The sequence below is a fragment of the Streptomyces sp. NPDC051664 genome (assembly GCF_044453545.1).
Classification (GTDB): Bacteria; Actinomycetota; Actinomycetes; order Streptomycetales; family Streptomycetaceae; genus Streptomyces.
Map to the genome: position 1 here is coordinate 20,651 of NZ_JBITCU010000005.1, position 21,455 is coordinate 42,105.

Annotated in this window: 14 protein-coding genes; 6 read left to right on the plus strand and 8 right to left on the minus strand. The window is 69.0% G+C overall.

Going from position 1 to position 21,455, the window contains the following annotated elements; genetic code table 11:
- Nucleotides 1-46: 46 nt before the first annotated feature.
- Nucleotides 47-2,719, minus strand: a complete 2,673-nt coding sequence (locus ACIA8E_RS11465; RefSeq protein ID WP_399296868.1) for a TIM-barrel domain-containing protein — start codon at nt 2,717-2,719, stop codon at nt 47-49.
- Nucleotides 2,720-2,982: 263 nt separating this feature from the next.
- Between ACIA8E_RS11465 and ACIA8E_RS11470 the strand changes: the two genes are divergently transcribed.
- Nucleotides 2,983-4,281 (plus strand): cytochrome P450, encoded by a 1,299-nt coding sequence (locus tag ACIA8E_RS11470; RefSeq protein ID WP_399296870.1) that lies wholly within the window; start codon nt 2,983-2,985, stop codon nt 4,279-4,281.
- Nucleotides 4,278-5,531, plus strand: a complete 1,254-nt coding sequence (locus ACIA8E_RS11475) for a cytochrome P450 (RefSeq protein WP_399296872.1) — start codon at nt 4,278-4,280, stop codon at nt 5,529-5,531. The genes ACIA8E_RS11470 and ACIA8E_RS11475 overlap by 4 nt, the downstream gene beginning before the upstream one ends.
- Before the next feature lie 276 nt (nt 5,532-5,807).
- On the opposite strand, the gene ACIA8E_RS11480 is transcribed toward ACIA8E_RS11475, so the two are convergent.
- Entirely contained in the window at nt 5,808-7,022 is a 1,215-nt protein-coding gene (locus tag ACIA8E_RS11480) for an acetyl-CoA carboxylase biotin carboxylase subunit family protein (protein ID WP_399296874.1), read from the minus strand.
- A gap of 420 nt (nt 7,023-7,442) precedes the next feature.
- Here ACIA8E_RS11480 and ACIA8E_RS11485 point away from each other — a divergent pair, with 420 nt between their 5' ends.
- The 4 genes from ACIA8E_RS11485 (at nt 7,443) to ACIA8E_RS11500 (ending at nt 11,888) form a co-directional block, all read left to right on the plus strand.
- Nucleotides 7,443-8,789, plus strand: coding sequence for an extracellular solute-binding protein (locus tag ACIA8E_RS11485; protein ID WP_399296875.1), 1,347 nt, complete (start codon nt 7,443-7,445; stop codon nt 8,787-8,789).
- The gene (locus ACIA8E_RS11490) at nt 8,786-9,733 is read left to right on the plus strand and encodes a carbohydrate ABC transporter permease (RefSeq protein WP_399296877.1); all 948 of its coding nucleotides are present in this window, start codon (nt 8,786-8,788) and stop codon (nt 9,731-9,733) included. Before ACIA8E_RS11485 ends, ACIA8E_RS11490 begins: the two co-directional genes overlap by 4 nt.
- A gap of 53 nt (nt 9,734-9,786) precedes the next feature.
- Nucleotides 9,787-10,584, plus strand: coding sequence for a carbohydrate ABC transporter permease (locus ACIA8E_RS11495; RefSeq protein ID WP_399297575.1), 798 nt, complete (start codon nt 9,787-9,789; stop codon nt 10,582-10,584).
- A 293-nt stretch (nt 10,585-10,877) separates the two neighbouring features.
- Nucleotides 10,878-11,888 carry a LacI family DNA-binding transcriptional regulator gene (locus ACIA8E_RS11500; protein ID WP_399296879.1) on the plus strand — a complete coding sequence of 337 codons (1,011 nt, stop codon included), beginning with the start codon at nt 10,878-10,880 and terminating at the stop codon, nt 11,886-11,888.
- A 54-nt stretch (nt 11,889-11,942) separates the two neighbouring features.
- Here ACIA8E_RS11500 and ACIA8E_RS11505 read toward each other — a convergent pair whose 3' ends face one another.
- The 6 genes from ACIA8E_RS11505 to ACIA8E_RS11530 form a co-directional block, all read right to left on the minus strand.
- Entirely contained in the window at nt 11,943-12,650 is a 708-nt protein-coding gene (locus tag ACIA8E_RS11505; protein WP_399296881.1) for a hypothetical protein, read from the minus strand.
- Between the two features lie 45 nt (nt 12,651-12,695).
- The gene (locus ACIA8E_RS11510; protein ID WP_399296883.1) at nt 12,696-15,005 is read right to left on the minus strand and encodes a glycosyl hydrolase family 95 catalytic domain-containing protein; all 2,310 of its coding nucleotides are present in this window, start codon (nt 15,003-15,005) and stop codon (nt 12,696-12,698) included.
- Nucleotides 15,002-16,978 (minus strand): beta-galactosidase, encoded by a 1,977-nt coding sequence (locus ACIA8E_RS11515; RefSeq protein WP_399297577.1) that lies wholly within the window; start codon nt 16,976-16,978, stop codon nt 15,002-15,004. Before ACIA8E_RS11515 ends, ACIA8E_RS11510 begins: the two co-directional genes overlap by 4 nt.
- A gap of 14 nt (nt 16,979-16,992) precedes the next feature.
- Nucleotides 16,993-19,263 carry a 1,4-beta-glucanase gene (locus ACIA8E_RS11520; RefSeq protein WP_399296885.1) on the minus strand — a complete coding sequence of 757 codons (2,271 nt, stop codon included), beginning with the start codon at nt 19,261-19,263 and terminating at the stop codon, nt 16,993-16,995.
- Between the two features lie 76 nt (nt 19,264-19,339).
- Entirely contained in the window at nt 19,340-20,323 is a 984-nt protein-coding gene (locus tag ACIA8E_RS11525) for a carbohydrate ABC transporter permease (protein ID WP_399296887.1), read from the minus strand.
- Nucleotides 20,320-21,411 carry an ABC transporter permease gene (locus ACIA8E_RS11530; RefSeq protein ID WP_399296889.1) on the minus strand — a complete coding sequence of 364 codons (1,092 nt, stop codon included), beginning with the start codon at nt 21,409-21,411 and terminating at the stop codon, nt 20,320-20,322. The genes ACIA8E_RS11525 and ACIA8E_RS11530 overlap by 4 nt, the downstream gene beginning before the upstream one ends.
- Between the last annotated feature and the right edge of the window lie 44 nt (nt 21,412-21,455).

The following is a 21,455-nucleotide window of genomic DNA, read 5'->3' on the forward strand; positions in this document are numbered from 1 at the left end:
GGGCCGTCCGGAGACGGCCCCTGACACTGCCTTGTGATTGTCCTCGCTACTTCCGCAGCTCAACCATGAAGCCGTGCCCCGTGGAGACGGACCGCGTCTTGATCTCCGTGATCCCCGTCGCGGGGTCCGTGTACCAGCCGGACTCGGCAGAGGCGAGCGCCGTTGCGGAGGTCAGTCGCTGGAGGCGGCTGCCGTTCATGACCACCTGCGACGGTGCGTCCTTGCCGTGCACGGTGAATCGGTACGTCCTGGCGGCCGGCTTCCCTTCGTAACGTCCCACACTCGCACCGACCTTGATGGTGGTGCTCGCCTTTCCGGGGGTGGGTGCCTGCACGCGTACCTGTTGCGTCGCCGAGGCGCCCTCCGTGAACTTCCGGGTCACGCCGTCGTCCTCGTACAGGGTGTACGTGCTCGTGCCCTGCGGGTACAGGTCGTAGTCCAGCTCGCTTCGGTCCCGGGTCTGCCAGGACGTCGTGCCCTTCGGCCACATCGGCACGATCGATCCGCCCTTGACGAAGAGGGGCAGCGTGTCGAGGGGGGCGTGGTAGCCGTTGATCGTGGTCGGGCCCTGGTAGGTCCTGCCCGTCCAGTAGTCGGTCCAGGTGCCCTTGGGCAGGTAGATGCCGTTCCGGGTGTCGGAGTCCTCGTAGACCGGGGCCACCAGGAAGTCGGAGCCCGCCAGGTACTCGTACTTGGCGTTCGCGCCCAGGGTCTCGGGGTCGTCCGGGTACTCCAGCCACAGCGGGCGCACCGAGCCCACGCCGGTCTTCGCGGCCTCGGCGGACAGGGTGTAGAGGTACGGCAGCAGTCGTTCCCGCAGCTGGAGGTACTTGCGGTTGATGGACGTGTACGGCTCACCGTCCACCCACGGCTGCTGGTTGATCTTCTGCTTGGTCGTCAGGTCCGTCGCCCAGCCGTCCATCGTCATCAGGGCCGGGAGGAACGACTTGGCCTGCAGGTCGCGGGCGTACATCTTCGCGTCGTGGCGGTAGATGCTGCCGACGTCACCGGTGTTGTACGCGATACCGGACATCGTGGCGCCGGCGTAGGTCGGGATCTGCCAGCGTACGAAGTCCCAGGACAGGGACTGGTCGCCGCTCCACAGGACGCCGCAGCGCTGCGCGCCGGCCCAGGAGACGGGCAGCCAGACGAAGCCGCGGGCGTCGCTGTTCTCCTCGATGCCGGCCTTGGCCTTGTCGCAGGCGTCCAGCGCCATGCCGTAGCCCTGGCCGACCCAGGCGACGTCGAGCTTCGCGACCCGCTGACCCGCCTTCACCTGGTCGGCGAGCTTGTCGAGGCCGTTCTGGGTCCAGAGCCCCAGCTGGGCGTTGTGGTCCTGGAGGCCCTTGGCGGTCTCCGGCAGGCTCTCGTAGCCGCAGCCGTAGCCGTCGTTGACGAGCATCCAGCCCAGCGGTATCTGGTTCTGGGTATAGCCGTCGGCGACCTTCAGGGCATCCAGGGTGTGGCGCTCGCCCTGGTTGGCGTTGTGCAGATAGCAGTCGGCGTCGCCCGGCTCGAGGCCGTACACCGGTGGCATGAACGGCTTGCCGACCAGGGCGGTGTACTTGCCGATCACCTGCTTCGCGTCACCGATGAAGTAGTACGCGTCGAGGCGCCGCTCCTGCTGGCCGGTCTGGACCGGGGAGCCGAAGTTGTAGACGCCGGGTGCGAAGGTGTTGCGGTAGACGCCGTAGCCGGCACTGGAGAGGTAGAAGGGCTGCGAGTTGTTGTAACCCCCCTCGTTCCAGTTGGTGTTGTTGGCCACGTAGACCGTCTTGTCGCGGTGCGAGAAGCTGCCGTTCTGTTCGCCACCGCCGAAGAACTGCTCGTCCGCGCCGCGCTCCAGGCTCTGCCGCATACCGCCGGTGGACCAGCGCAGGGGCTTGTCCTCCTGCCAGATACGGGTGCGGTTGTCGGCCTTGTAGAGGCCGAAGCGCAGCGGCTTCTTGTAGACGCGCAGGACGGCGTCGGGGGAGCGGATGCCGTAGTAGTCGCCCTTGTCGAAGGTGCTGGTGTGCTTCTGCACCGCGGGCTGCTCGCGGATGATTGCCGAGCCGGTCGGGTCGGTGAACTCACCGGAGGGAGACGCCTGGAGGCGAAGTTGTCCACCCGTCAGGAAGTCTGCCTTCGCCTTGAGGTCGCCGGCCTCGATGGAGTAGCTGCCGTGGCCTCCGCTGAAGGAGGTCAGGTTCCCGGAGTCGGTGGTCTCCGGCAGATAGGCCTTGCCCGTGAAGGAGTTGTCGGTGACGTCGTACGGCACGACGATCACGTGGTACGTCCCGTCGGCCCGGGGGATCACCGTGGCCTCGGGGTCGGCCGTGCCCGCGCTGGAGGCGACCTGCTTGCCGGCGGAGTCGTAGATGTACATGTCGAAGTCCTCGGCGGGCTTCTGCCACTCGATGGAGATCGGCACACCGCCCTCCGGGTTGTCGTCCCAGTAGCCGTCGGGAGTCGACACGGTGAGGTCGAAGCGGTCGCAGACCTTGTTGTCGGGGTCCTCGGCGGCGGGCGGACAGTCGTTGGGGCCGCCGACCGTTCCCTTCGGATAGACGGGGCTCTGCCACGTCACGCTCTTGTGGGCGTCATCGAGCACGGCGCTCGCGGGGGTCGCCGCGTGGGCGGGCCCGGCGGGGGCGCCGAGCAGAGTGGCGGCCAGGGCGGCGGCAAGTCCAACCGCGGCCAAGGCCGGCCGGCGGGCCCGGTGGTGAAGTCTTCGCACGGGATGCATCCCCTCGGACTGAATGTTTGTAAATGCTTGAACATGCGTCAGATCGAGCAACTTCTCGCGCGAGGATTCACTATTACGCAGGTGCATGTCAACGGGTGGTTGCCGGGTCCGGTGCGACTCGGAGGGTGTCGTGATCAAAGATGTGGAGAGAGTGATCGCGATTGGCATCGAAGTTTCACTCCGCATCCCTATAGTGGTGCCGCGTTGATCGTGGGTACGCAACGCGAGTCGCCGCCGCCGAAGGAGTCAGCTCGATGACGCGCCCCTCAATCGTCGATCCCGCGTCCTCTGAACCACTGGGCCGTGGCTGCCCCGTTCAGCACGGTGCGGGCGCAGTGCCCCTCAGTGGCCCCGAGTTCCATACCGAACCCCAGGCCCTCTACCGCACCATGCGGCGCGATCACGGTCCCGTCGTGCCCGTCGAGCTGCCCGGCGGGTTCCCCGCCTGGCTGGTCATCGGCTACCGGGAACTCCACCAGGTCACCAGTGACGGCGAGTTGTTCCCCCGGGACGTCGGGCTCTGGAACCAGTGGGAGCACATCCCCGAGGACTGGCCGCTGCTCCCGATGGTCGGGCGCCCGATGCCGTCGATCTACTTCACCGCGGGCGCCGAGCACCGCCGCCACGCCGAAATGGTGGGCGCCGCCCTGGAGGGCGCGGACCCGTTCGAAATCCGGCGCCACTGCGAGGAGTTGGCGGACAGGATCATCGACGGCATCTGCACGCGCGGCACCGCCGATCTGGTCGCGGATTTCGCCGAGCCGCTGCCCGTGCTGGTCCTCGCCCGGCTCGTCGGGTTCCCCGACGCGGAAGGTGCGGACATCGCCCGGGTGCTGAAGGACCTGGCCGACGGCGGGCCCGAGGCGCAGAGCGCGTACGCGAGGTTCGGCGAGCACATGCAGCGGCTGGTCGCGGCCAAGCGGGTGGTGCCCGGGGACGACGTGACCTCGCGGATGCTTGCGTACCACGAGCCTTTCACCGAGGAGGAATTCGTCCTCGACCTGATGGCCATCACGGCTGCCGGGCATCTGACCACCGCCGACTGGATCAGCAACTCCCTGCGGCTGATGCTCACCGACGACCAGTTCGCCGACTCCCTCTCCGGCGGCCGGCACAGCGTTGCCGAAGCGATGAACGAGGTCCTCTGGGAGGAGAGCCCGACCCAGATCCTCGCCGGCCGCTGGGCGGCCCGGGACACCCGGCTCGCCGGCCGGTCGATCCGGGCCGGGGACATGCTGCTGCTCGGCCTGGGCGCGGCCAACTCCGATCCGCATGTACGGCAGCATCTCTCCGCCGGCCACCAGTCCGGCCAGAGTGGCAACAGTGCGCATCTGGCGTTCAGTTACGGCGAGTACCGCTGCCCGTTCCCCGCCCAGGAGATCGCCGAGACCATCGCCCGTACCGGAATCGAGGTGCTCCTCGACCGGCTGCCCGATCTCGCCCTGGCGGTTCCCGCGCAGACACTCGTCCGGCGGCGGTCCGCCTTTCTGCGCGGGATGGAATCGCTGCCCGTCCGGTTCAGCCCCGTACGTACGACAGGAGACTTCTCTTGAACTGCCCTCACGCCGCTGCCCACGAGGCAGCCTCGGCCGGCGCGACCGTGGTCATCGACCCCATGGTCCAGGACCTGGACGGTGAGACGGCGCGGCTGCGCGACGCCGGACCGCTCGCCAGGATCGAGCTGCTCGGTGTGCCGGCCTGGACCGTCACCCGGCATGCCGAGGCCCGCCAACTGCTCGTCGACCCACGCCTGGTGAAGGACATCAACACGTGGGGGCTGTGGCAGAGCGGAGCAGTGACCCACGCCTGGCCGCTGATAGGCATGATCGATGCCGGGCGCTCCATGTTCACCGTGGACGGCGAGGAGCATCGGCGACTGCGCACCAAGACCTCCCAGGCGATCACACCGCGCCGCCTCGAAGCGATACGACCGGACATCGCGAAGTTCACCGAGGAGCTGCTGGACGCCCTGGCCGAACAGGGCAAGGACGGCGTGGTCGACCTCAAGTCCGTGTTCGCGCAGCCGCTGCCGATGCGGGTGGTCGGCATGCTGATGGGCGTCGAAGAGTCCCAGCACGCCATGCTGACGAAGAAGTACAAAGCCTTCTTCTCCATGCTCACCCCGCACGAGGAACGGATGGCCCTGCTCGCCGAGCTGGACGTCTTCTACGCCGGCCTCGTCCGCGAGAAGACCGCTCGGCCGACGGACGATCTCACCAGTGCGCTCATCCTTGCCGAGGAGGGCGGTGACCCGCTCACCGAGGAAGAGGTGGTCGGCAATCTCAAGGCGATGGTGGCGGCGGGGCACGAGACCACCATCGGGCTGATCCTCAATGCGGTGCGGGCCCTGCTCGCCCACCCCGACCAGCTGCGCAAGGTCCTCGACGGCGAGATCCCGTGGGAGACGGTGATCGAGGAGACGCTGCGCTGGGACACCCCCACCACGCACCTGCTGATGCGGTTCGCCACGGAGGACATTCAGGTCGGCGACAACGTGATCGCCAAGGGGGAGGGCGTCGTCATCTCCTATCGGGTCATCGGTCGTGACGTCGAGCAGCACGGACCGGATGCCGACGCCTTCGACATCACCCGGCCGACCCCGATCCGCCACATGACCTTCGGCCACGGCCCGCACATCTGCCCGGGAGCGGCGCTCTCACGGGTGGAGGCCGGGATCGCTCTGCCTGCGCTGTTCGGGCGCTTTCCCGGGCTGCGGCTTGCTGTGCCGGACGAGGAGATCGGCAAGCTGCCGGTGATGACGCAGAACGACATGGAGGCCTTCCCGGTTCTGCTGAACGGATGAGCGAGGACGGGGGCCGCGGCTTCGAGCGGCCCCCGTGCGAGCGCTTCCTCACCCGGCCGGAGCGAGTCGATCGTCCCAGGACGAAGAGGCCGGGAGCACCGACGCCTATCGCCTTGATGACCCCGACCGGTTGCGGCGTGCTCCGGCAGGACCGCCGCCACCCCGCCGCGGTCGAGGTGGGGTGCGGTGAGATGGTCGTTCACCCGGGAGTACGTGGTGCCGTCGGCCCGCTCCTTCCGGCAGGCGAGGGCGCCCAGCAGCGGCGGCTGAGGTCCGTCAGGGGATCAGCTTCCGTACGTCCGCCACGGCTGTCGGCAGCTCCGCCGGGTCCTCGGTGACGACGACCGCCACCACCGTGTCCGTACCGGGCCAGTCGTCGGCGAGCGTCACACGGGGGTGGGCGAGCGCGGTTCCGACGAGCTCTGTCACCGGTTGACCGGCCTTGGGGAGCAGCACCATGGCCGCGCCCCGTGCCGGTTCGGTGAGTTCGCCGGGGAGTTGACCGGTGGTCAGCAGGGTGAGCAGCGCCTCGTAGGGTCGCACGGCATCTTGGCGGCTCAGCGGGATCAGATGAGAGTTGATCAGATCGCCGCCGAGCCGTCCGCCGATCTCCAGTACGACCGGTCCTGCGGCGGTGTACCGCAGGTCGACGTGGAAGCCGCCGGTCCGCAGGCCGACGGCGAGAACGGCCTTCTCGGCGGCCCGCTTCAACTCCGCCACCTGCGCGTCCGTACGACCGGACGGCACGGTCGTGGCCCAGGAGGCGGACAGCGGACCTTCCAGGTACTTGTCGGTGACGCCGAGGATTCGAACGGTGCCGTCGGCGACGAGCCCGGAGACGGAGTGCTCGGAGCCGCCCGCGTACTCCTCCACCAGGAAGTCGGTGGTACCGGTGTAGTTCTCGACGGTCAGCTTGAAGACGTCGTCCAGGTCGGAGTCCGCGGTGATCAGGGTGATGCCCCGGCCGCCCGAGCAGTGGGCGGGCTTGAAGACCAGGGGCTTCCCCGACGCGCCGAGGATGTCGACGGCGGCCCGGAGGGCGTCAGGAGTCGTACCCGCCCGCCAGGCCGGGTTCAGCCCGTACGGCTCCATCACGCGACGCTGTGCCACCTTGTCCGTACTGACGGCCGCGGCCGCCGTGCCGATGCCCCGGACCCCGAAGTCCTCGGCGAGCCGCGCGGTGAGGCCGACGTGCTTGTCACCCCAGCAGGCGATGGCCGCCGGGGCCTCGTCGGGCGCCGCCCGGGCGGCCTGGTCCGCGAGCGGGGTGGTGCGGTCGAAGGAGCCCCGCCGCTCGGCGGGGAGTCCGGTGTGGCTGACGTCGGAGTCGGAGGACACATGGATGCGCAGTCCCAGTGCGGTGGCGGCGTCCAGCTCCGCCTGCCACTCCAGGGGTGAGCGTCGCAGCCCCAGATAGAGCGCGGTGGGTGCGTCGGGCCTCAGCTGCGCCGTCGTCGAATGGGCCACTGCCGACGTCACTTGGTCAGACACTCTTCTCACCTGTCGTCCTTGCGTTCGCGCCCGCCGCGAGAGCGTCGGCACCATAGCGTCCCTGGTGGAAGCCGCGCAGGACCTCTCACATCGCGACCGTGCCCCCAGATCCGGGGGAGACCGTACGTGTCGCCCCGCGGCCTCGCGGACCTGCCGGGATCCGAACCCGTCGACCCCAACTCCCCAGCTGTGGACGGTAGATCGGTACGCAGGTCGCACTGATCCGCGGCAGACCCCAGGCGGCATCGCGTGCGGCCTGTAGGCGGCGGATGCCCGCGGCATCCGCATGCGTGTCTCCGAGATAAGCGTGCGCGATGCGTTGACGCAAGGTCTGTTCGACTCTACGGTCCCGTTCGAAGTTACGAGCGCCATTCGAAATTTCGAACAATCCGGAAACGATCAGGAACGCTGAGGTGGGGTGTGAACCAACCTTCTCTTGACCGCAGGAAGGCACTTGCGGGTCTGGGCGGCCTGGCTGCTGCCGGAGCCGTCGGCTTCGGGGCAGCGGGCTGTGCGGCTCCCGCGAGCGCCACCGCCGGCAGGACCGGTCTGCGGTACTGGCACCTCTTCGGAGGTGGCGACGGTGTCAACATGGCCGCGCTCGTGGATGCCTTCCGCAAGGAACACCCCGACATCGACACCGAGGCGACCCAACTCCAGTGGGGGACGCCCTACTACACCAAGCTCGCCATGGCCGGCGCCGGCGGGCGGGCGCCCGATGTGGCGGTGTTGCACCTGGCCCGGCTCGCCGGCTTCGGCCCCGGCAAGCTGTTGGATCCCTTCGACCTGGACCGGCTCGCCGACGCGGGGATCACCCCGGACCGCTTCCCCGCGGATGTCTGGCAGCGGGGAGCGGTCGACGGCAAGCAGTACGCCGTCCCGCTCGACACCCACCCGATGGTCCTCTACTACAACACCGAGGTGTGCAAGAAGGCAGGGCTGCTCGACGGGTCGGGGAAGCTGCGGCCGATCACCGGCGCCGCGGAGTTCACCGACGCCCTGCGGGCTGCGAAGAAGGCCACCGGTGCGCCCGGTCTGACCGCCGAGACCCTCGGCCCCGACTGCATCACTCCCTGGCGGATCTTCGCCACCTTCTACTCGCAGACCGGCGGCACCGTGCTCACCGAGGACGGCAAGAGCCTCGCCCTGGACGACGCCAAGGCACTGAAGGTCCTCGACTACATGGCGACTCTCACCAGCGAGGGGCTGATGGTGCGCCGCACAGATTACCCGGGTGCGATCGGCGTGTTCAACGGCGGCAAGACCGCTTTCCACCTCAACGGGGAGTGGGAGGTGTCCACCTTCACCAACTCCAAGCTGCCGTTCTCCATGACCCGAGTGCCCGCCCTCTTCGGCCGCCCCACTGCCCAGGCCGACTGCCACTCCTTCGTCCTGCCGCACCGCAAGGACCGTACCGGCACCGCCTCCGACGAGGCCGCCCACACGTTCGTCGCCTGGATGCTCAAGCACTCCGTCGACTGGGCCAAGGGCGGCCACGTACCCGCCTATCTGCCCACGCTCTCCGACCCGGACTATCTGGCCCTGCAGCCGCAGTCCGCTTACCGCGACGTCATCGACGACGTCGCCCTCGACCAGCCTGCCTGGTTCGCCGGCTCCGCCTCGCCCATGTGGATCGAGCTCGGCGCCGTCTTCTCCGGAGTGCTCACCGGATCCCGTACTCCCGGCGGCGCCCTGCGCGAGGCCAAGAACCGCCTGCGCAAGCTGCTGGACACCCGAAACCCGCTCGGAAACGGAGGCGCCGCATGACCGCCACCACCGTCGCCGCGCCCGCCGCCCGGGACGAGGCCGCCGCGTCCCACACCGTGGGTGTGCGCCGCCGCTGGACCGAGCACGGACTCCTCTTCATCGCACCATTCCTCCTCGTCTACGCGCTCTTCCTGATCTGGCCGCTGGCGTCGGGCGTCGGGATGAGCCTGAGCAGCGACAACATCACAGGAACCGGCGGCGAGTTCATCGGCTTCGACAACTATGCGGAGGCGCTGCAGGATCCGAACGTCTGGTCCTCGATGTGGAACACCGTCTGGTTCACGATCCTGTCCACGGTCCCGCTCGTCCTGACCGGAATGGTCCTCGCGCTGTTCGCCCACCACCTCCGCGTCGTCCAGTGGCTGTGGCGTCTGTCGTGGTTCGCGCCGTTCCTTCTCCCGTCCGGCGTGGTCGGACTGCTCTTCCTCTGGGTGATCTTCCCGTCCGACTTCGGCTTTGCGGACCAGCTGCTCGCCTCGTTCGGCCTGCACCCCGGCATCGGATGGCTCACCGACGAGCGGTACGCGATGCTGTCGATCGTCCTGGCCACCGTGTGGTGGACGGTCGGCTTCAACTTCCTGCTCTACCTGGCCGCGCTCCAGTCGATCCCGCAGCACCTCTACGAGGCCGCCGAGCTCGACGGTGCGGGAGCCCGGCAGCGGCTGCTCCGCATCACCCTGCCGATGCTGCGACGGACGACGGGTGTCGTGGTCGTCCTCCAGGTCCTGGCCTCGCTGAAGATCTTCGACCAGGTGTACATCATGACGGGCGGCGGCCCCGACGCCTCCACCCGGCCGATCCTCCAGTACGTCTACCAGGCAGGGTTCACCGGCTACCGCATCGGCTACGCCTCCGCCGTCTCGTACATCTTCTTCGCCCTGATCGTGATCGTTTCACTGGTGCAGCTGCGGCTGTCCCGGCGCAACGGTGAGGAGTCCAAGTGAGTGCCGCAGCCGAAGCAGGACGCAAGGCCCGCTGGACCCCGGGGCGCATCGCCATGCTGGTCGCGGCCGCAGTGCTGGCCGTGGCCTGGCTGCTGCCCCTGGCCTGGGCGTTGGCCACGTCACTCAAGCCCGAGGGCGAGACGACGAAGACCCCGCTCGAGTGGATCGGTTCGAAGATCACCTTCGATGCCTACCGGCAGGTGTGGGCGGCCGGGGACCTCGGGCGCTGGCTGTTCAACTCGGCGTACATCTCGGTCATGACGACGCTGCTGACCGTCACGCTGTGCGCGATGGCGGCGTACGGATTCGCGCGCACCGACTTCCGTGGCCGAAAGGCTCTCTACGGCATCGTGCTGGCCGGGATCATGGTGCCCCCGCAGGTGCTGATCGCCCCGTTGTTCGCGGAGATGCTGCAGCTGGGTCTCGTCGACACGTACTGGGGTGTGATCCTGCCCCAGGTGGCCGTCCCCGCCATGGTGTTCATCCTGGTCAAGTTCTTCGAAGGGGTGCCGCGGGAGCTGGAGGAGGCAGCATTCGTCGACGGCGCCGGGCGGTGGCGGGTCTTCTGGACCATCGTGGTGCCTCTGTCGCGACCGGTGCTCGCGGCCGTGGCGATCTTCACCTTCATCTCGACGTGGAACAACTTCCTGTGGCCGTTCCTCGTCACCACCGACCCGAACGGTATGACGCTGCCCGTCGGACTGGTCAACGTCCAGACCTCGTACGGACTTCGGTACGCGCAGATGATGGCGTCCGTCGTCATCGCCGGGCTGCCCCTGCTGATCGTCTTCGTGCTCTTCCAGCGCCAGATCGTCCGAGGGGTCGCGCACACGGGTCTCGCAGGGCAGTGACGCAGCGCCGGGTCCGCCCGGTGGCTCTTGGCCCGCAATCGCCGGACAGGCTCGGAATCGAGCCTGTCCGGCGATTGCGTGAGCGGACGCCGTGGGCCACCTGGGCCGCTCTGCGTCAGGCGCGTCGAAGCGCTTCGACACGAGCTCTGGACTCGCTGCGAGAGTCAGTCTAGGCTCCAACTGTCCGTGCATGTCGCAGGCGGGTAAGTCGGAATCGAAGCGCTTCGCCAAAACTGTCGGTACGTGTCAGAGTGTGTGCCGGAATCCGCCGTCGTCCTGTGATGGAGAGCCGAATGGTCACCCTTGCCGAGGTCGCCCAGCATGCCGGAGTCTCCGCGAGCACGGTGAGCTATGTCCTCAGTGGGAAGCGGTCCATCTCCATGTCCACCCGGGAGCGGGTGGAGCGAAGTATTCAGCAACTCGGATACCACCCCAACGCCGGAGCCCGCGCGCTCGCCAGTAGTCGGTCCAACATCATCGCACTCATGGTGCCGCTGCGCACCGACATGTATGTGCCCGTGATGATGGAGATCGCCATCGCCGTCGCCACCACCGCACGCGCGCACGGCTATGACGTCCTGCTCCTGACTGGGGAGGAAGGTCCGGCGGCCGTTCGGCGGATCGCGGGCAGTTCGCTTGCCGATGCCATGATCCTGATGGATGTGGAGCTGCACGACGAGCGACTGCCGCTGCTCCTGGAGACCGACCAGGCCGCCGTGCTGATCGGTATGCCCGCCGAGACCGACGGGCTTACCTGCGTGGACCTCGACTTCGAGGCGACCGGGGCGCTCTGCGTGGAGCACCTCGCCGGGTTCGGCCACCGCGAGATCGCGCTGATCGGCGAGGCGGCCGCGGTGTACGAGCGGCACACCGGGTTTGCCGAGCGGACGATGGACGGCGTGCGGACGAAGGCGCAGCAGACCGGGGTGCGGGTGCTGCACCGGCCCTGCGAGGGCGGGTACGCGGCGATGGAGCGGACGCTGGCCCGGATCTTCGACGAGCGGCCGGGCACCACCGGGTTCATCGTGCAGAACGAGTCGGCGGTCGAGCCGCTGCTCAATCTGCTGCGTCAGCAGGGGCGCGCGGTGCCCGAGGACGTGTCGGTCGTCGCCATCTGTCCCCAGCAGGTCGCCTCCGAGGCATCCGTGCGGCTCACCTCGGTCGCCATACCGGCACAGGAGATGGGGCGACGCGCCGTCGAGCAGGTCGTCGCGAAGCTCGCCGGCCGCGGCGCGGACGAAGTCGAGCTGCTGGCACCGGAGTTGACAGTGCGGGCGAGCAGCGGTCCGGCGCCCGTGGACTGAGATCACGCCGCGAACGAGCCGGCCCCGCGAGGGGCCGGCTCCTTCCTGTGCGGGTCAGCTCGACGAGACGCTGAACCCGTTCGTCGTGAAGTCCAGGCCGCCGGGCGACGACGTGATCTCGTAGCCGAACTGGACGTCACCGATGGTCTCGTTGCCCCACCAGCCCTTGGTGTCCTTGATCCACTTCAGGATCGGAAGGATGTTCACCGTGCCCGAGGAGGAGTCCGAGGTCCGCAGGAACGAGAAGACCTGGTTGGACCCGTTGTCGCCCTTGTAGACGGTCCAGGTGTGACCGCCGAGCGTCACCGTTCCCTGCGAGGTGCCGAGCGCGCCGACATCGCCGTTGTAGTTGACCCAGAGCATCACTTCGTAGTCGTAGTCGGTGTCCCAGATGTCGTACGACGTGTTGTAGTCGCCGGTCGACGGGACGGTGACGTTGTAGCTGCTGGTGAGCGAGGCGAGCGAGGTGATGGACTTGCCGACGACCTTCTTGGCGTTGGGGTACGACTTGATGCCGCCGGTGTCCGGGTGGTTGGCCCAGACGCCCCAGTTGCTGGAGGAGTTGGCCCAGATGGTCTGGGAGCCCGCGCCGGAACCCCAGATGTTGTTGTAGAGGGTGTATCCGTCGCTGGTGGTGTAGTTGCCCCACTGGTCCGAGGAGGACCAGATCGCGGCCTGTGCAGGTGCGGCGGCGAAGCCGATCAGGGCGGCGACCGCGGCCGCCGGTGCCAGTGCGAACCTGCTGAGGATGCGTCGTGCCATGGTTGTCCCTTCCATGGTGCGGGGAGTTGGGGTGGGGGGGATGTGCTACCGCGGCCTCAGAGTGAGGACACGGTCCACGCCGGCCGTCAGGTCCAGCAGGGCAACGGGAGTTCCGGCGGAGGTCTCGGTGGGGGACTCGGTGGGGGTCTCGACGCAGCGCCGTGTCGCGGTTTCGGTGAGCATGAGTCCACCGCCCGTGCGTACATCGACACGCGCGTCACGGGTGGGGTGCAGGACGACTGTGGCGTGACCGTCGTCGTACCAGGACAGATCCACGCGGGCGCCGAACCTGGTGCGCACCCCGCGCAGCTCGCCGGACGGAAACGTGGCGGGGAGCGCGGGCAGCAGCACCAGCCGCTCCGGGGTGGACTGGACGAGCATCTCGATGACCGTCGCGGGCAGTGCATGGGCGGCGTCCGCGTTGTAGACATCGCGGGACGGATAGTGCGAGGTCATCAGCGAGGTGTGGAAGAAGTCGCCCGCCAGCACGGCGTTCAGCGCGTCCATCGCCCGCGTGCCGTCCCGCAGCCGTGCAGCGATCAGCGCGTGGTGCAGATGGCCATGGGCGGAGTCGTTCTCGGCGCCGCGCAGTTCCAGTGCGCGATGTGCGGCGTCCGCGAGGTCAGGGGTGTCGTACGGGTTGATCGCGCCCAGCGGCCACACCGGATAGAGATGGCTGAGGTGCCGGTGGTCGTACGTCTCCTGCAGGCCCGGCCAGGCCCATTCGGCGAGCGCCCCGTCCTCGTTGACGCGGTACCGGGGGAGCCGGTCGGCGAGGGCACGCCAGCGGCTCGCGGCCGGGTGGCCGGGGGAGCGTCCGGCGGCGGTGGTGAGGGCGTGACGGGCCGCCGCGATGTCCATGGTGGCGTTGATCGTCCCCCAGCTCGCGTTGGCCGGACGGTTCTCCGGTGAGTACGAAGGGACGACGGCGAGGATGCCGTCCGAAGTGCACCGGGTGAGGAAGTCCTCGTAGAAATACGCCACTTCGGTGAGTGCATCGGTCAGCCAGGGGTCTGTGACACCGGTGGTCTCGGCGTGCTCCAGAAGGGGCTGCAGCAGCCAGTCCGCACCCGCGGTCCACAGGTGCAGCGGATAGGCGCGCTGGAAGTGGCGGGTGTGGCCGGACTCGCCGTCCGTGTGTGACGGGGCGACGATCCCCCGGGTGCCGAAGATCGCGCGGGCGTTGTCCCGCCAGTCGGCCAGCTGGCCGCGGACCAGACCGGCATGGGCTTCCGACACCTCCGGCAGCGCCGCCGCGGCGGCCGACGCGATCTGGAGATTGAGATTGGCGTTGGTGGTGAACGCACCGGACCAGGCGGTGTCCCAGTCGCCGGTCCAGAGACCGGTCAGCCGTGGCGGGAGTGCCCCGGCGGCGGAGAGCAGGTGGTAGCGGCCCGCTGCGCACAGCCGCTCCAGGAGTGCGGGACTCTCGTGGTGACGTATCAACTCGCTTCCTGGCATGGCGTGTTCGGTCGCCTTGCCATGCAGGGTGAGGGTGGTGCGTTCGTAGGCGGTGCGGTGCAGGGGCTGATGCCGGGCGAGGAGCGTCTCGTACTCGGCGTACGACAGAGCTCCCCACTCCTCGGCGAGGTCCAGGTCGCCGGTGTGACGCCGCACCCGGGTCAGCAGCAGCAGAGTCCGTGCTCCGTCGATACGGATGCCCTCCCCCGACACGGTCACGGATCCACGGTCCACCCGGGCCACGGTGACGCCCGTGTAGGCGAGATCGCTCTCCGGGTAGCGGGCCCGCAGGGCCAGCCGGGCGCCGTCGGCCGTCAGTGCGGTGCTGCGGCCGACGGCGAGACGCGGCGGTGCACCCGGCAGTGCGTGGTCCAGGGTGAGCTCCCCGTCGAGCCCGAACCCGGTGATGCACTGGACGATGACGTCGTCGGCCCGTGAGACGAAGACCCGGCTCCGCCAGTCCTCGTGCGACGCGCAGATCTCACCGGTGGCGAAATCGACGGATCGGCGGTAGCCGGCCGTCCCCGTGCGACGGTCGACGGGAGACGGCAGGCGGCGGACCCGGGTCTGGAAGGCGGGATGGAACGGCTGGACCCACAGCAGCGGGTGTTCCGCCCCGAACTGCTCGGGCGCCGTCGTGTCCCCGGCGAGAAGCGCGTCCTGGAGGTGCTCCAGCCGCTCTGCGAGCCGGGGCGGGCGGGCGTGCTCGCTGCCGTTGGGGCGGACGAGGGTGTGATGGTTGACGATGACCCGGTCGTCGGCCGGATCTCCGTACACCATGACGCCGTGCTTGCCGTTGCCGCCGAGGAAGGCGTCCTCCCAGCGGGCCGCGGGGCGTGGCTCCCACGTGCCGTCACGGCCCGGGGCGCCGGCCTCCGTACCGGCGGCGATCACCGGGTTGCGCCGCGCAGCACGGCCACGCCGTAACGGCCCAGCTGCACACTGCCGTTGACCGCCGCACCGGTCAGCAGATCCACCTGTGCACCGGGAACCGGTACGGTGACGCTGCCCCGGCCGTGGTGGAGCAGGAACAGCAGATCCCCGCGGCGGACCGCCTCCACACCGTCTGGCAGCCCGGCCAGCACGGGCCCCGTCCCCGCCTCGGCCGCCACCCGGCCGAGCAGGGCGCGCAGCGCCTCCGGCTCGGGCAGCGTCGAGACGTAGTACGCGCGGTCGTTGCGCACCACGGCGGGCAGCCCGTCGAGCTCGCCGCCCCGGTACGTGGAGACGACCTCCGCACCCGGATCCGCTTCCAGCTCCTCCGACCAGACCGACGCCCGGAAGCCGTCGCAGTCCACCGTGGTGTCCGCGTCGAGCGGCCACCACTCGTGGAGCGTACGGATGCCGCACAGCTCACGCAGCCGCACGTCCATGCCGCCAGGCCTGATCCGGTCGTCCGCGTCGGCGATCCCGCTGAAGAAGCCGCAGACCAGTGTCCCGCCGCCCCGTACATAGGCGACCAGGTTGTCGATCGCGGCGTCCGTCAGCAGATACAGCTGTGGTACGGCCACCATCCGGAACCGGCGCAAGTCGGCCTCGGGGCGGGCGAATTCGGTGGAGATTCCGGACTCCCACAGGGCCCGGTGCCAGCTCTGCACGATCTCCGTGTAGTCGAGGAGCTTGGACGGCCTGCCCTCCTGGGCGCCCGCCCACCAGGAGTCCCAGTCGTGCAGGATCGCCACCTCGGCCGGCACGTCCGCACCGCTCACCGCCGCCCCGATCGTGCCCAGCTCGGCGCCGAGCTGCTTGACCTCCCGGAACGTGCGGCCGTTCTCGCCCGCGTGCGTGACCATCCCGGAGTGGAACTTCTCCGCGCCCTGACGGGACTGCCGCCACTGGAAATAGCAGACGGCATCGGCGCCGCGCGCCACCGACTGGAGCGACCAGAGCCGGTTGAGGCCGACCGGCTTGGGATGGTTCACGCCCCGCCAGTTCACCGGTCCCGCGGCCTGTTCCATCAGCATCCACGGTCCGGCCGCCTGGGAGCGCGTCATGTCGGCCAGCATCGCGTTGTACTGGGCGCCCTGCGGGTCCTTCGGGTCCGGATAGATGTCGACGGAGACGATGTCCTCCTGGGCCGACCACGCCCAGGCGTCCTGCCCTGACCACAACGGCATGAAGTTGGTGGTCACCGGGATGTGAGGGGTGTGCCGGGCGACGATGTCGCGCTCGGCCAGGTAGCACTCCATCAGCGCGTCGGACGTGAACCGCTTGAAGTCCAGCACCTGCGTGGGGTTCTTCATGTACTGCGCCCTGCGCGGGGGCAGGAGCTGCTCCCAGGTGTCGTAGCGCTGGCTCCAGAAGGCTGTTCCCCAGGCCTCGTTGAGCGCCTCGACGGTGGCGTAGCGGCCGCGCAGCCACCGGCGGAAGTGCGCGGCTGTCCCGTCGCACCAGCAGTGCGTGCAGTACTCGTTGTTGATGTGCCACACGGTCAGCGCCGGATGATCGGCGTACCGCGCCGCCAGGTCCTCGGTGAGGGACGCCGCGTAACGCCGGTAGACCGGCGAACTCGCGCAGAACTGCTGCCGCGATCCGTACCAGACGACCGAGCCGTCCTCGCCGCGCGGCAGCGTCTCCGGGTGCTCCGCCCCCATCCACGGCGGCGGGGACGCGGTCGGTGTGGCGAGCACGACCCCGATGCCATGGGCGTGCATCAGATCCATCAGACGGTCCAGCCAGCCGAATTCTCGTGCGCCTGGGCGTGGTTCGATCTTCGTCCAGGAGAACACCCCGAGGGTGACGGAGTTGACCCCGGCGTCCTTCATCAGCCGTACGTCGTCCTCCCACACCTCCTCGGGCCACTGCTCGGGGTTGTAGTCACCGCCGAAGAGGATGCGGCCACGGGCTGCGTCGCGCAGGGACGGCATGAACTTCTCGTTCCTCATTCCGGGTCTGCGTACTGGATGCCGCGGCCGTTGGTGCCCAGGTAGACACGGCCGTGGACGCGGGGGTCGCCGGTGATCACTTCGCCGGTCCAGCCCCACTGGTGGCTGTCGTCGTTGATCCGGACCCAGGTGGCGCCGGCATCGTCCGAGCGCAGCACCGCCACCCCGTCGAAGGTGGCGGAGACCCGTCCGGTCTGGAAGATCGCCGGGTAGGAGTCGCGGACCCGGTGGCCGGACTTCCTGGGGCCGGCCGGCGCGGCCGCGCCGAAGCCCAGTGCGTGCGAGGCCTGGCAGCCCGCCACGGCGCTGAAGGTGAGTCCGCCGTCCGTGGACCGGAACAGTCCGTTGTCCTTTGCCGACAGCCACAGGTCACCGCTGCGGCCGGGTGCGGCAGCAAGCTTGAACTGGATGTCACCGGCGGGAAGTTGAGTGGCGCCTTGGGTGAAGGTCGCACCGGAGTCGGTGGAGCGGAACACGGCCCCGGTGTCCGTGTCGTACACATAGAACCGCGTCGGGTCGAGCGGATCGGCCAGCGGTATGCCGCCCTTGGGGAAGGTGGCCACTTCGGTCCAGGTCACGCCGTTGTCCGTGGAGCGGTGGGCCGGATACTTCGTGCCGTCCCAGTGGATGAACGACCAGAGCAGAGTCGCCCCGTCCGCCCCGGCGGCGACCGGTCCCGGGGCCGTGGCCGCGATCTCCGGCTGCGCGGCGAACGGCTGCCAGCTGCTGCCGCCGTCCTCGGAGTACGCCCCGGCCGCACCCGAGCCGGACGGCCAGCCCGTGCGTACGACATAGGACGGTTCGAGCGCGGCCAGTGCCAGACCGGTGGCGGTGCCGAAGACCGGGTTCGATGCCATGCCGCGCGACGGGGACGCGGTCAGTGACTCGTGGTACATCACGCCGATGTCGCCCAGTCCGCTGAGCAGCCGGGCACCGTCCGTCGGCGGGGCGATCAGGAACTTGACCGCGGATTCCTCCAGACCGCGGATCTGTGGCGCCCAGTGGACGAGGTCGCGGGTCCCGAAGATCGTGGCGCCCGTGCCGAACACGATGTGCTGCGAGTCGTACGGATCGACGGCCAGGGCCTGGATCCACCAGCCGAACTTGGCCGCGTCCCCGCCCCAGCGCAGATACGGCGTCTCGGCCACATCGAGGACCGCCGTGTCCTTCAGCGACGTCCAGGTGGCTCCGCCGTCGGTGGACCGGAACAAGGTGTCGATCTGCGACCACCGGTTGTTGGTGGTGACGACCAGCGTGCCGGCCCGCCCGGCATCGACGGCGACCCCGCCGTACCCGAAGCCGTCCCCGGCGCCGGAGTTCGGCGCCACCGGAGTGACATCCGTCCAGCTGCCCGTGACCGTGTCGAGGCGGTGCACCGAACCGTCGGCCTGCCCGTTGGGGCCGGGTGCGTCCGCGTAAGTGACGTACAGAGCATGGGTGTTGGTGTCGTACGCCGCCCGGATCGGTACCTTCGACGCCGCGACACCGCCCGACGGCTGACCGGGCACCGCCTCCCAGCCGCCGGAGGCGTTCGTACGGTAGAGAGGCGTACCGCCGTCTCCCCAGCCCGCGTACACCGCACGGTCCGCGGCGACGAGGAACATGATGCCCTGGCCGTTCGCCGACGGTGTGGCGGGGAAGTCGGCCGACGCCCAGGTCGCACCCCGGTCCGTGGAGCGGAGCAGCCCGTCGTGGCGGGTGCCGAGCCAGAGCCACTCACTGTCGCACGGGTCGACGAGCAGCCGCTCACCGGCGCCCCGGCCGTCCTCGTTCGCCCCGAGCCGCACCGTCAGATCCGTACGGGCCCAGGTCGCTCCCCGGTCCTCGGACCGCAGCACCGCACCGGGTCCGGCCCACGACTGGGCATACGTACCGAGCGCGAGATACAGCCGGTCCGGGTGGGCCCGGTCGACTGCCAGCGCCTCGACGCCCAGCAGGTTCCAGTCGTCCCAGCCCAGTTGATCCGTGAGCGCGGTCCAGCGGGAGTGTGTGTCGTCCCAGCGGTAGGCGCCGCCGATGTCGGTACGGGCGTAGGCCAGTCCCTTGACGGAGGGGTGGAACAGCAGACCGGTGACGAAGCCGGTGCCGCCGATCGCCGCCGTGCGCCATCGGTGGGCCTGGGCGCCCTGCACTCCATGGGGCGTCCGCCGGCTCGCGGCGTGGGCGGCGGCGGGAGCCGCGGCCGGCAGAGCGACGGCCGCAGCCGCGACAGCTGCTCCCGCCAGCACTGTGCGACGACGGGGCGTGGGCGCGGACGAAGCGCGCATGGCGAACACCTTCCGGTGGAGGAAAGGAGAGGGAGAGAGCGAAGGAAGCGGTGAGGTCCGGCGCGTCTGGTGCGTATCAACCCTTCACGGCGCCGGTGAGCATGCCCTTCTGGAAGTGCTTCTGGACGAACGGCGACAGCACCGCGACCGGGATCAGCGCCAGCACCATGACCGCCATCTGCACGGCGAGACTGTTGATCGCCCCGCTGCTGACCGCCGCGCCCATGGCGCCCGGCGGCACCTGGTGCTGAAGGACGAGCTGGCGCAGGATCATCTGGAGCGGGTACTTGTCGCTGTCCTGGATGTAGAGCATCGAGTTGAACCACTGGCTCCAGTAGCCGACCGCGTAGAACAGCGAGATCACGGCGATCACCGCTCGGGACAGTGGCATGACGATCTGCAGCAGGATCCGCCACTCGCCCGCGCCGTCGATCCGGGCCGCGTCGATCAGTTCGGGCGCGGTGTCCATGAAGAAGCCGCGCAGCACCAGGATGTTGAAGACGCTGATCGCGCTGGGCAGGATCATCGACCAGTAGCTGTTGCTCAGCCCGATGCCGGTGACCAGCAGATAGGTGGGGATGAGCCCGGCGCCGAAGAACATCGTCGCCATCAGCGTCATCAGCAGCTTGCTGTGCGCGAAGGAGTCCCGCCGGCTCAGCCCGTACGCGCAGAGCACCGAGATCACCATGCTGAACGCCGTACCGACGAGGGTCAGGCCGACGCTCACCAGGGCGGCCCGGGTGACGGCGCCGCCGCCGAGCAGCTCCTTGTACGCGACGAAGGTGACGGTCCTCGGCCAGACGACCAGACCTCCCGCGTTGTTGATCGTCTTCGTGTCGGAGAGGCTGGTGACGACCACCACCCACAGAGGTACGAGCACGATCGCGCAGATCGTGACGAGACCGAAGCCCTTGAAGGCGAGACCTGCCTTGGTGGGCTCTTCCTCCCACACGGGGCGGGGCTCGATCCGCAGTGCGCGCTGGAGCGGTGACTCCTTGGGTGCCGTGGAGGGCTGCTCCGTCCGGCCGTTGTCCTTGTCCGTTTCCAGGAGAGTCGTCATTTCTTGGAGTACACCCCCTGCTCGCCCAGCATGTGAGCGACCTTGTTCGCACCCAGCACCATGGCGACGCTGAACAGTCCCTTGAAGATTCCGGCGGCGGCCGCGTAGCCGAAGTCGCCGGTCTTGATGCCCGTCCACCAGATGTAGGTGTCGAGGATTTCGGAAGCGCCCGGACCGACCTGGTCCCGCTGGAGCAGGATCTGCTCGAAGTCGAGGTTGAGCGCACTGCCGACCCGGAGGACGAGCAGCAGGGCGATGACCGGACGCAGCGCGGGCAGTGTGACGTGCCACATGCGGCGCCAGCGCCCCGCACCGTCGACGGCCGCCGCCTCGTACAGATCGGTGTTGACGGCGGCGAGCGCGGCGAGGAAGACGATCACACCCCACCCGGCGTCCTTCCACACGGCCTGTGCGGTGACCAGGAACTTGAAGAAGCTCGCATTGGTCATCAGGTCGAAGCCCGCATGGCCGTGTTCGCGCATCCACTGTGCGACCAGGCCGGCTCCGCCGAACATCTGCTGGAAGACGGTGACGACGAGCACCCAGGAGAAGAAGTGCGGCAGATAGACGACGGCCTGCACCCAGGCCCGTACCCGCGCACTCATGATCGTGTTGAGCAGCAGGGCGATGGCGATCGGGATGGGGAAGAAGAGGAGCAGCTGGGTCAGGAAGATGACCAGCGTGTTTATGAGGACCTGCCAGAAGCGGTAGTCCGCGAAGATCCGGGTGAAGTTGTCGAAGCCGACGAAGGGGCTGCCGGTGATGCCCAGGTCGTACACGTCGTAGTCCTGGAAGGCCACGATGTTTCCGAGCAGCGGGATGTAGTTGAAGATCAGCAGCAGGGCGATGGCGGGCAGGGTCATCAGGACCAGCGTGCGGTCCCGGCGCAGGCGCAGCCGCCAGGTGATGCCGCCCGCTGCCGGTGGAGTCCTGTCCGCGGCTCGGAGCTTCCTGCTGCTGTCCCTGCCGCCTGCGGTGCTTGCGCTGTGCCGGCTCCTGCTGTGCCCGCTCCCGCTGTCGCCGATCGGGCCCGTCGCCCGGTCGGCCGCTCGGTCCGTTTCGGTCGCAACCGTGGCCCGTGGCTTCACCGTGTGCTCCCCATGTCGTGCTCTCCGCCCTGGCCGCCGGGGAT

Excerpts from the sequence above, each read along its gene's own strand:
- ACIA8E_RS11470 (WP_399296870.1), top strand. The coding sequence starts at position 2,983 with ATGACGCGCCCCTCAATCGTCGATCCCGCGTCCTCTGAACCACTGGGC.
- ACIA8E_RS11490 (WP_399296877.1), top strand. The coding sequence starts at position 8,786 with ATGACCGCCACCACCGTCGCCGCGCCCGCCGCCCGGGACGAGGCCGCC.
- ACIA8E_RS11495 (WP_399297575.1), top strand. The coding sequence starts at position 9,787 with ATGCTGGTCGCGGCCGCAGTGCTGGCCGTGGCCTGGCTGCTGCCCCTG.
- ACIA8E_RS11500 (WP_399296879.1), top strand. The coding sequence starts at position 10,878 with ATGGTCACCCTTGCCGAGGTCGCCCAGCATGCCGGAGTCTCCGCGAGC.
- ACIA8E_RS11505 (WP_399296881.1), bottom strand. The coding sequence starts at position 12,650 with ATGGCACGACGCATCCTCAGCAGGTTCGCACTGGCACCGGCGGCCGCG.
- ACIA8E_RS11515 (WP_399297577.1), bottom strand. The coding sequence starts at position 16,978 with ATGCCGTCCCTGCGCGACGCAGCCCGTGGCCGCATCCTCTTCGGCGGT.
- ACIA8E_RS11520 (WP_399296885.1), bottom strand. The coding sequence starts at position 19,263 with ATGCGCGCTTCGTCCGCGCCCACGCCCCGTCGTCGCACAGTGCTGGCG.
- ACIA8E_RS11525 (WP_399296887.1), bottom strand. The coding sequence starts at position 20,323 with ATGACGACTCTCCTGGAAACGGACAAGGACAACGGCCGGACGGAGCAG.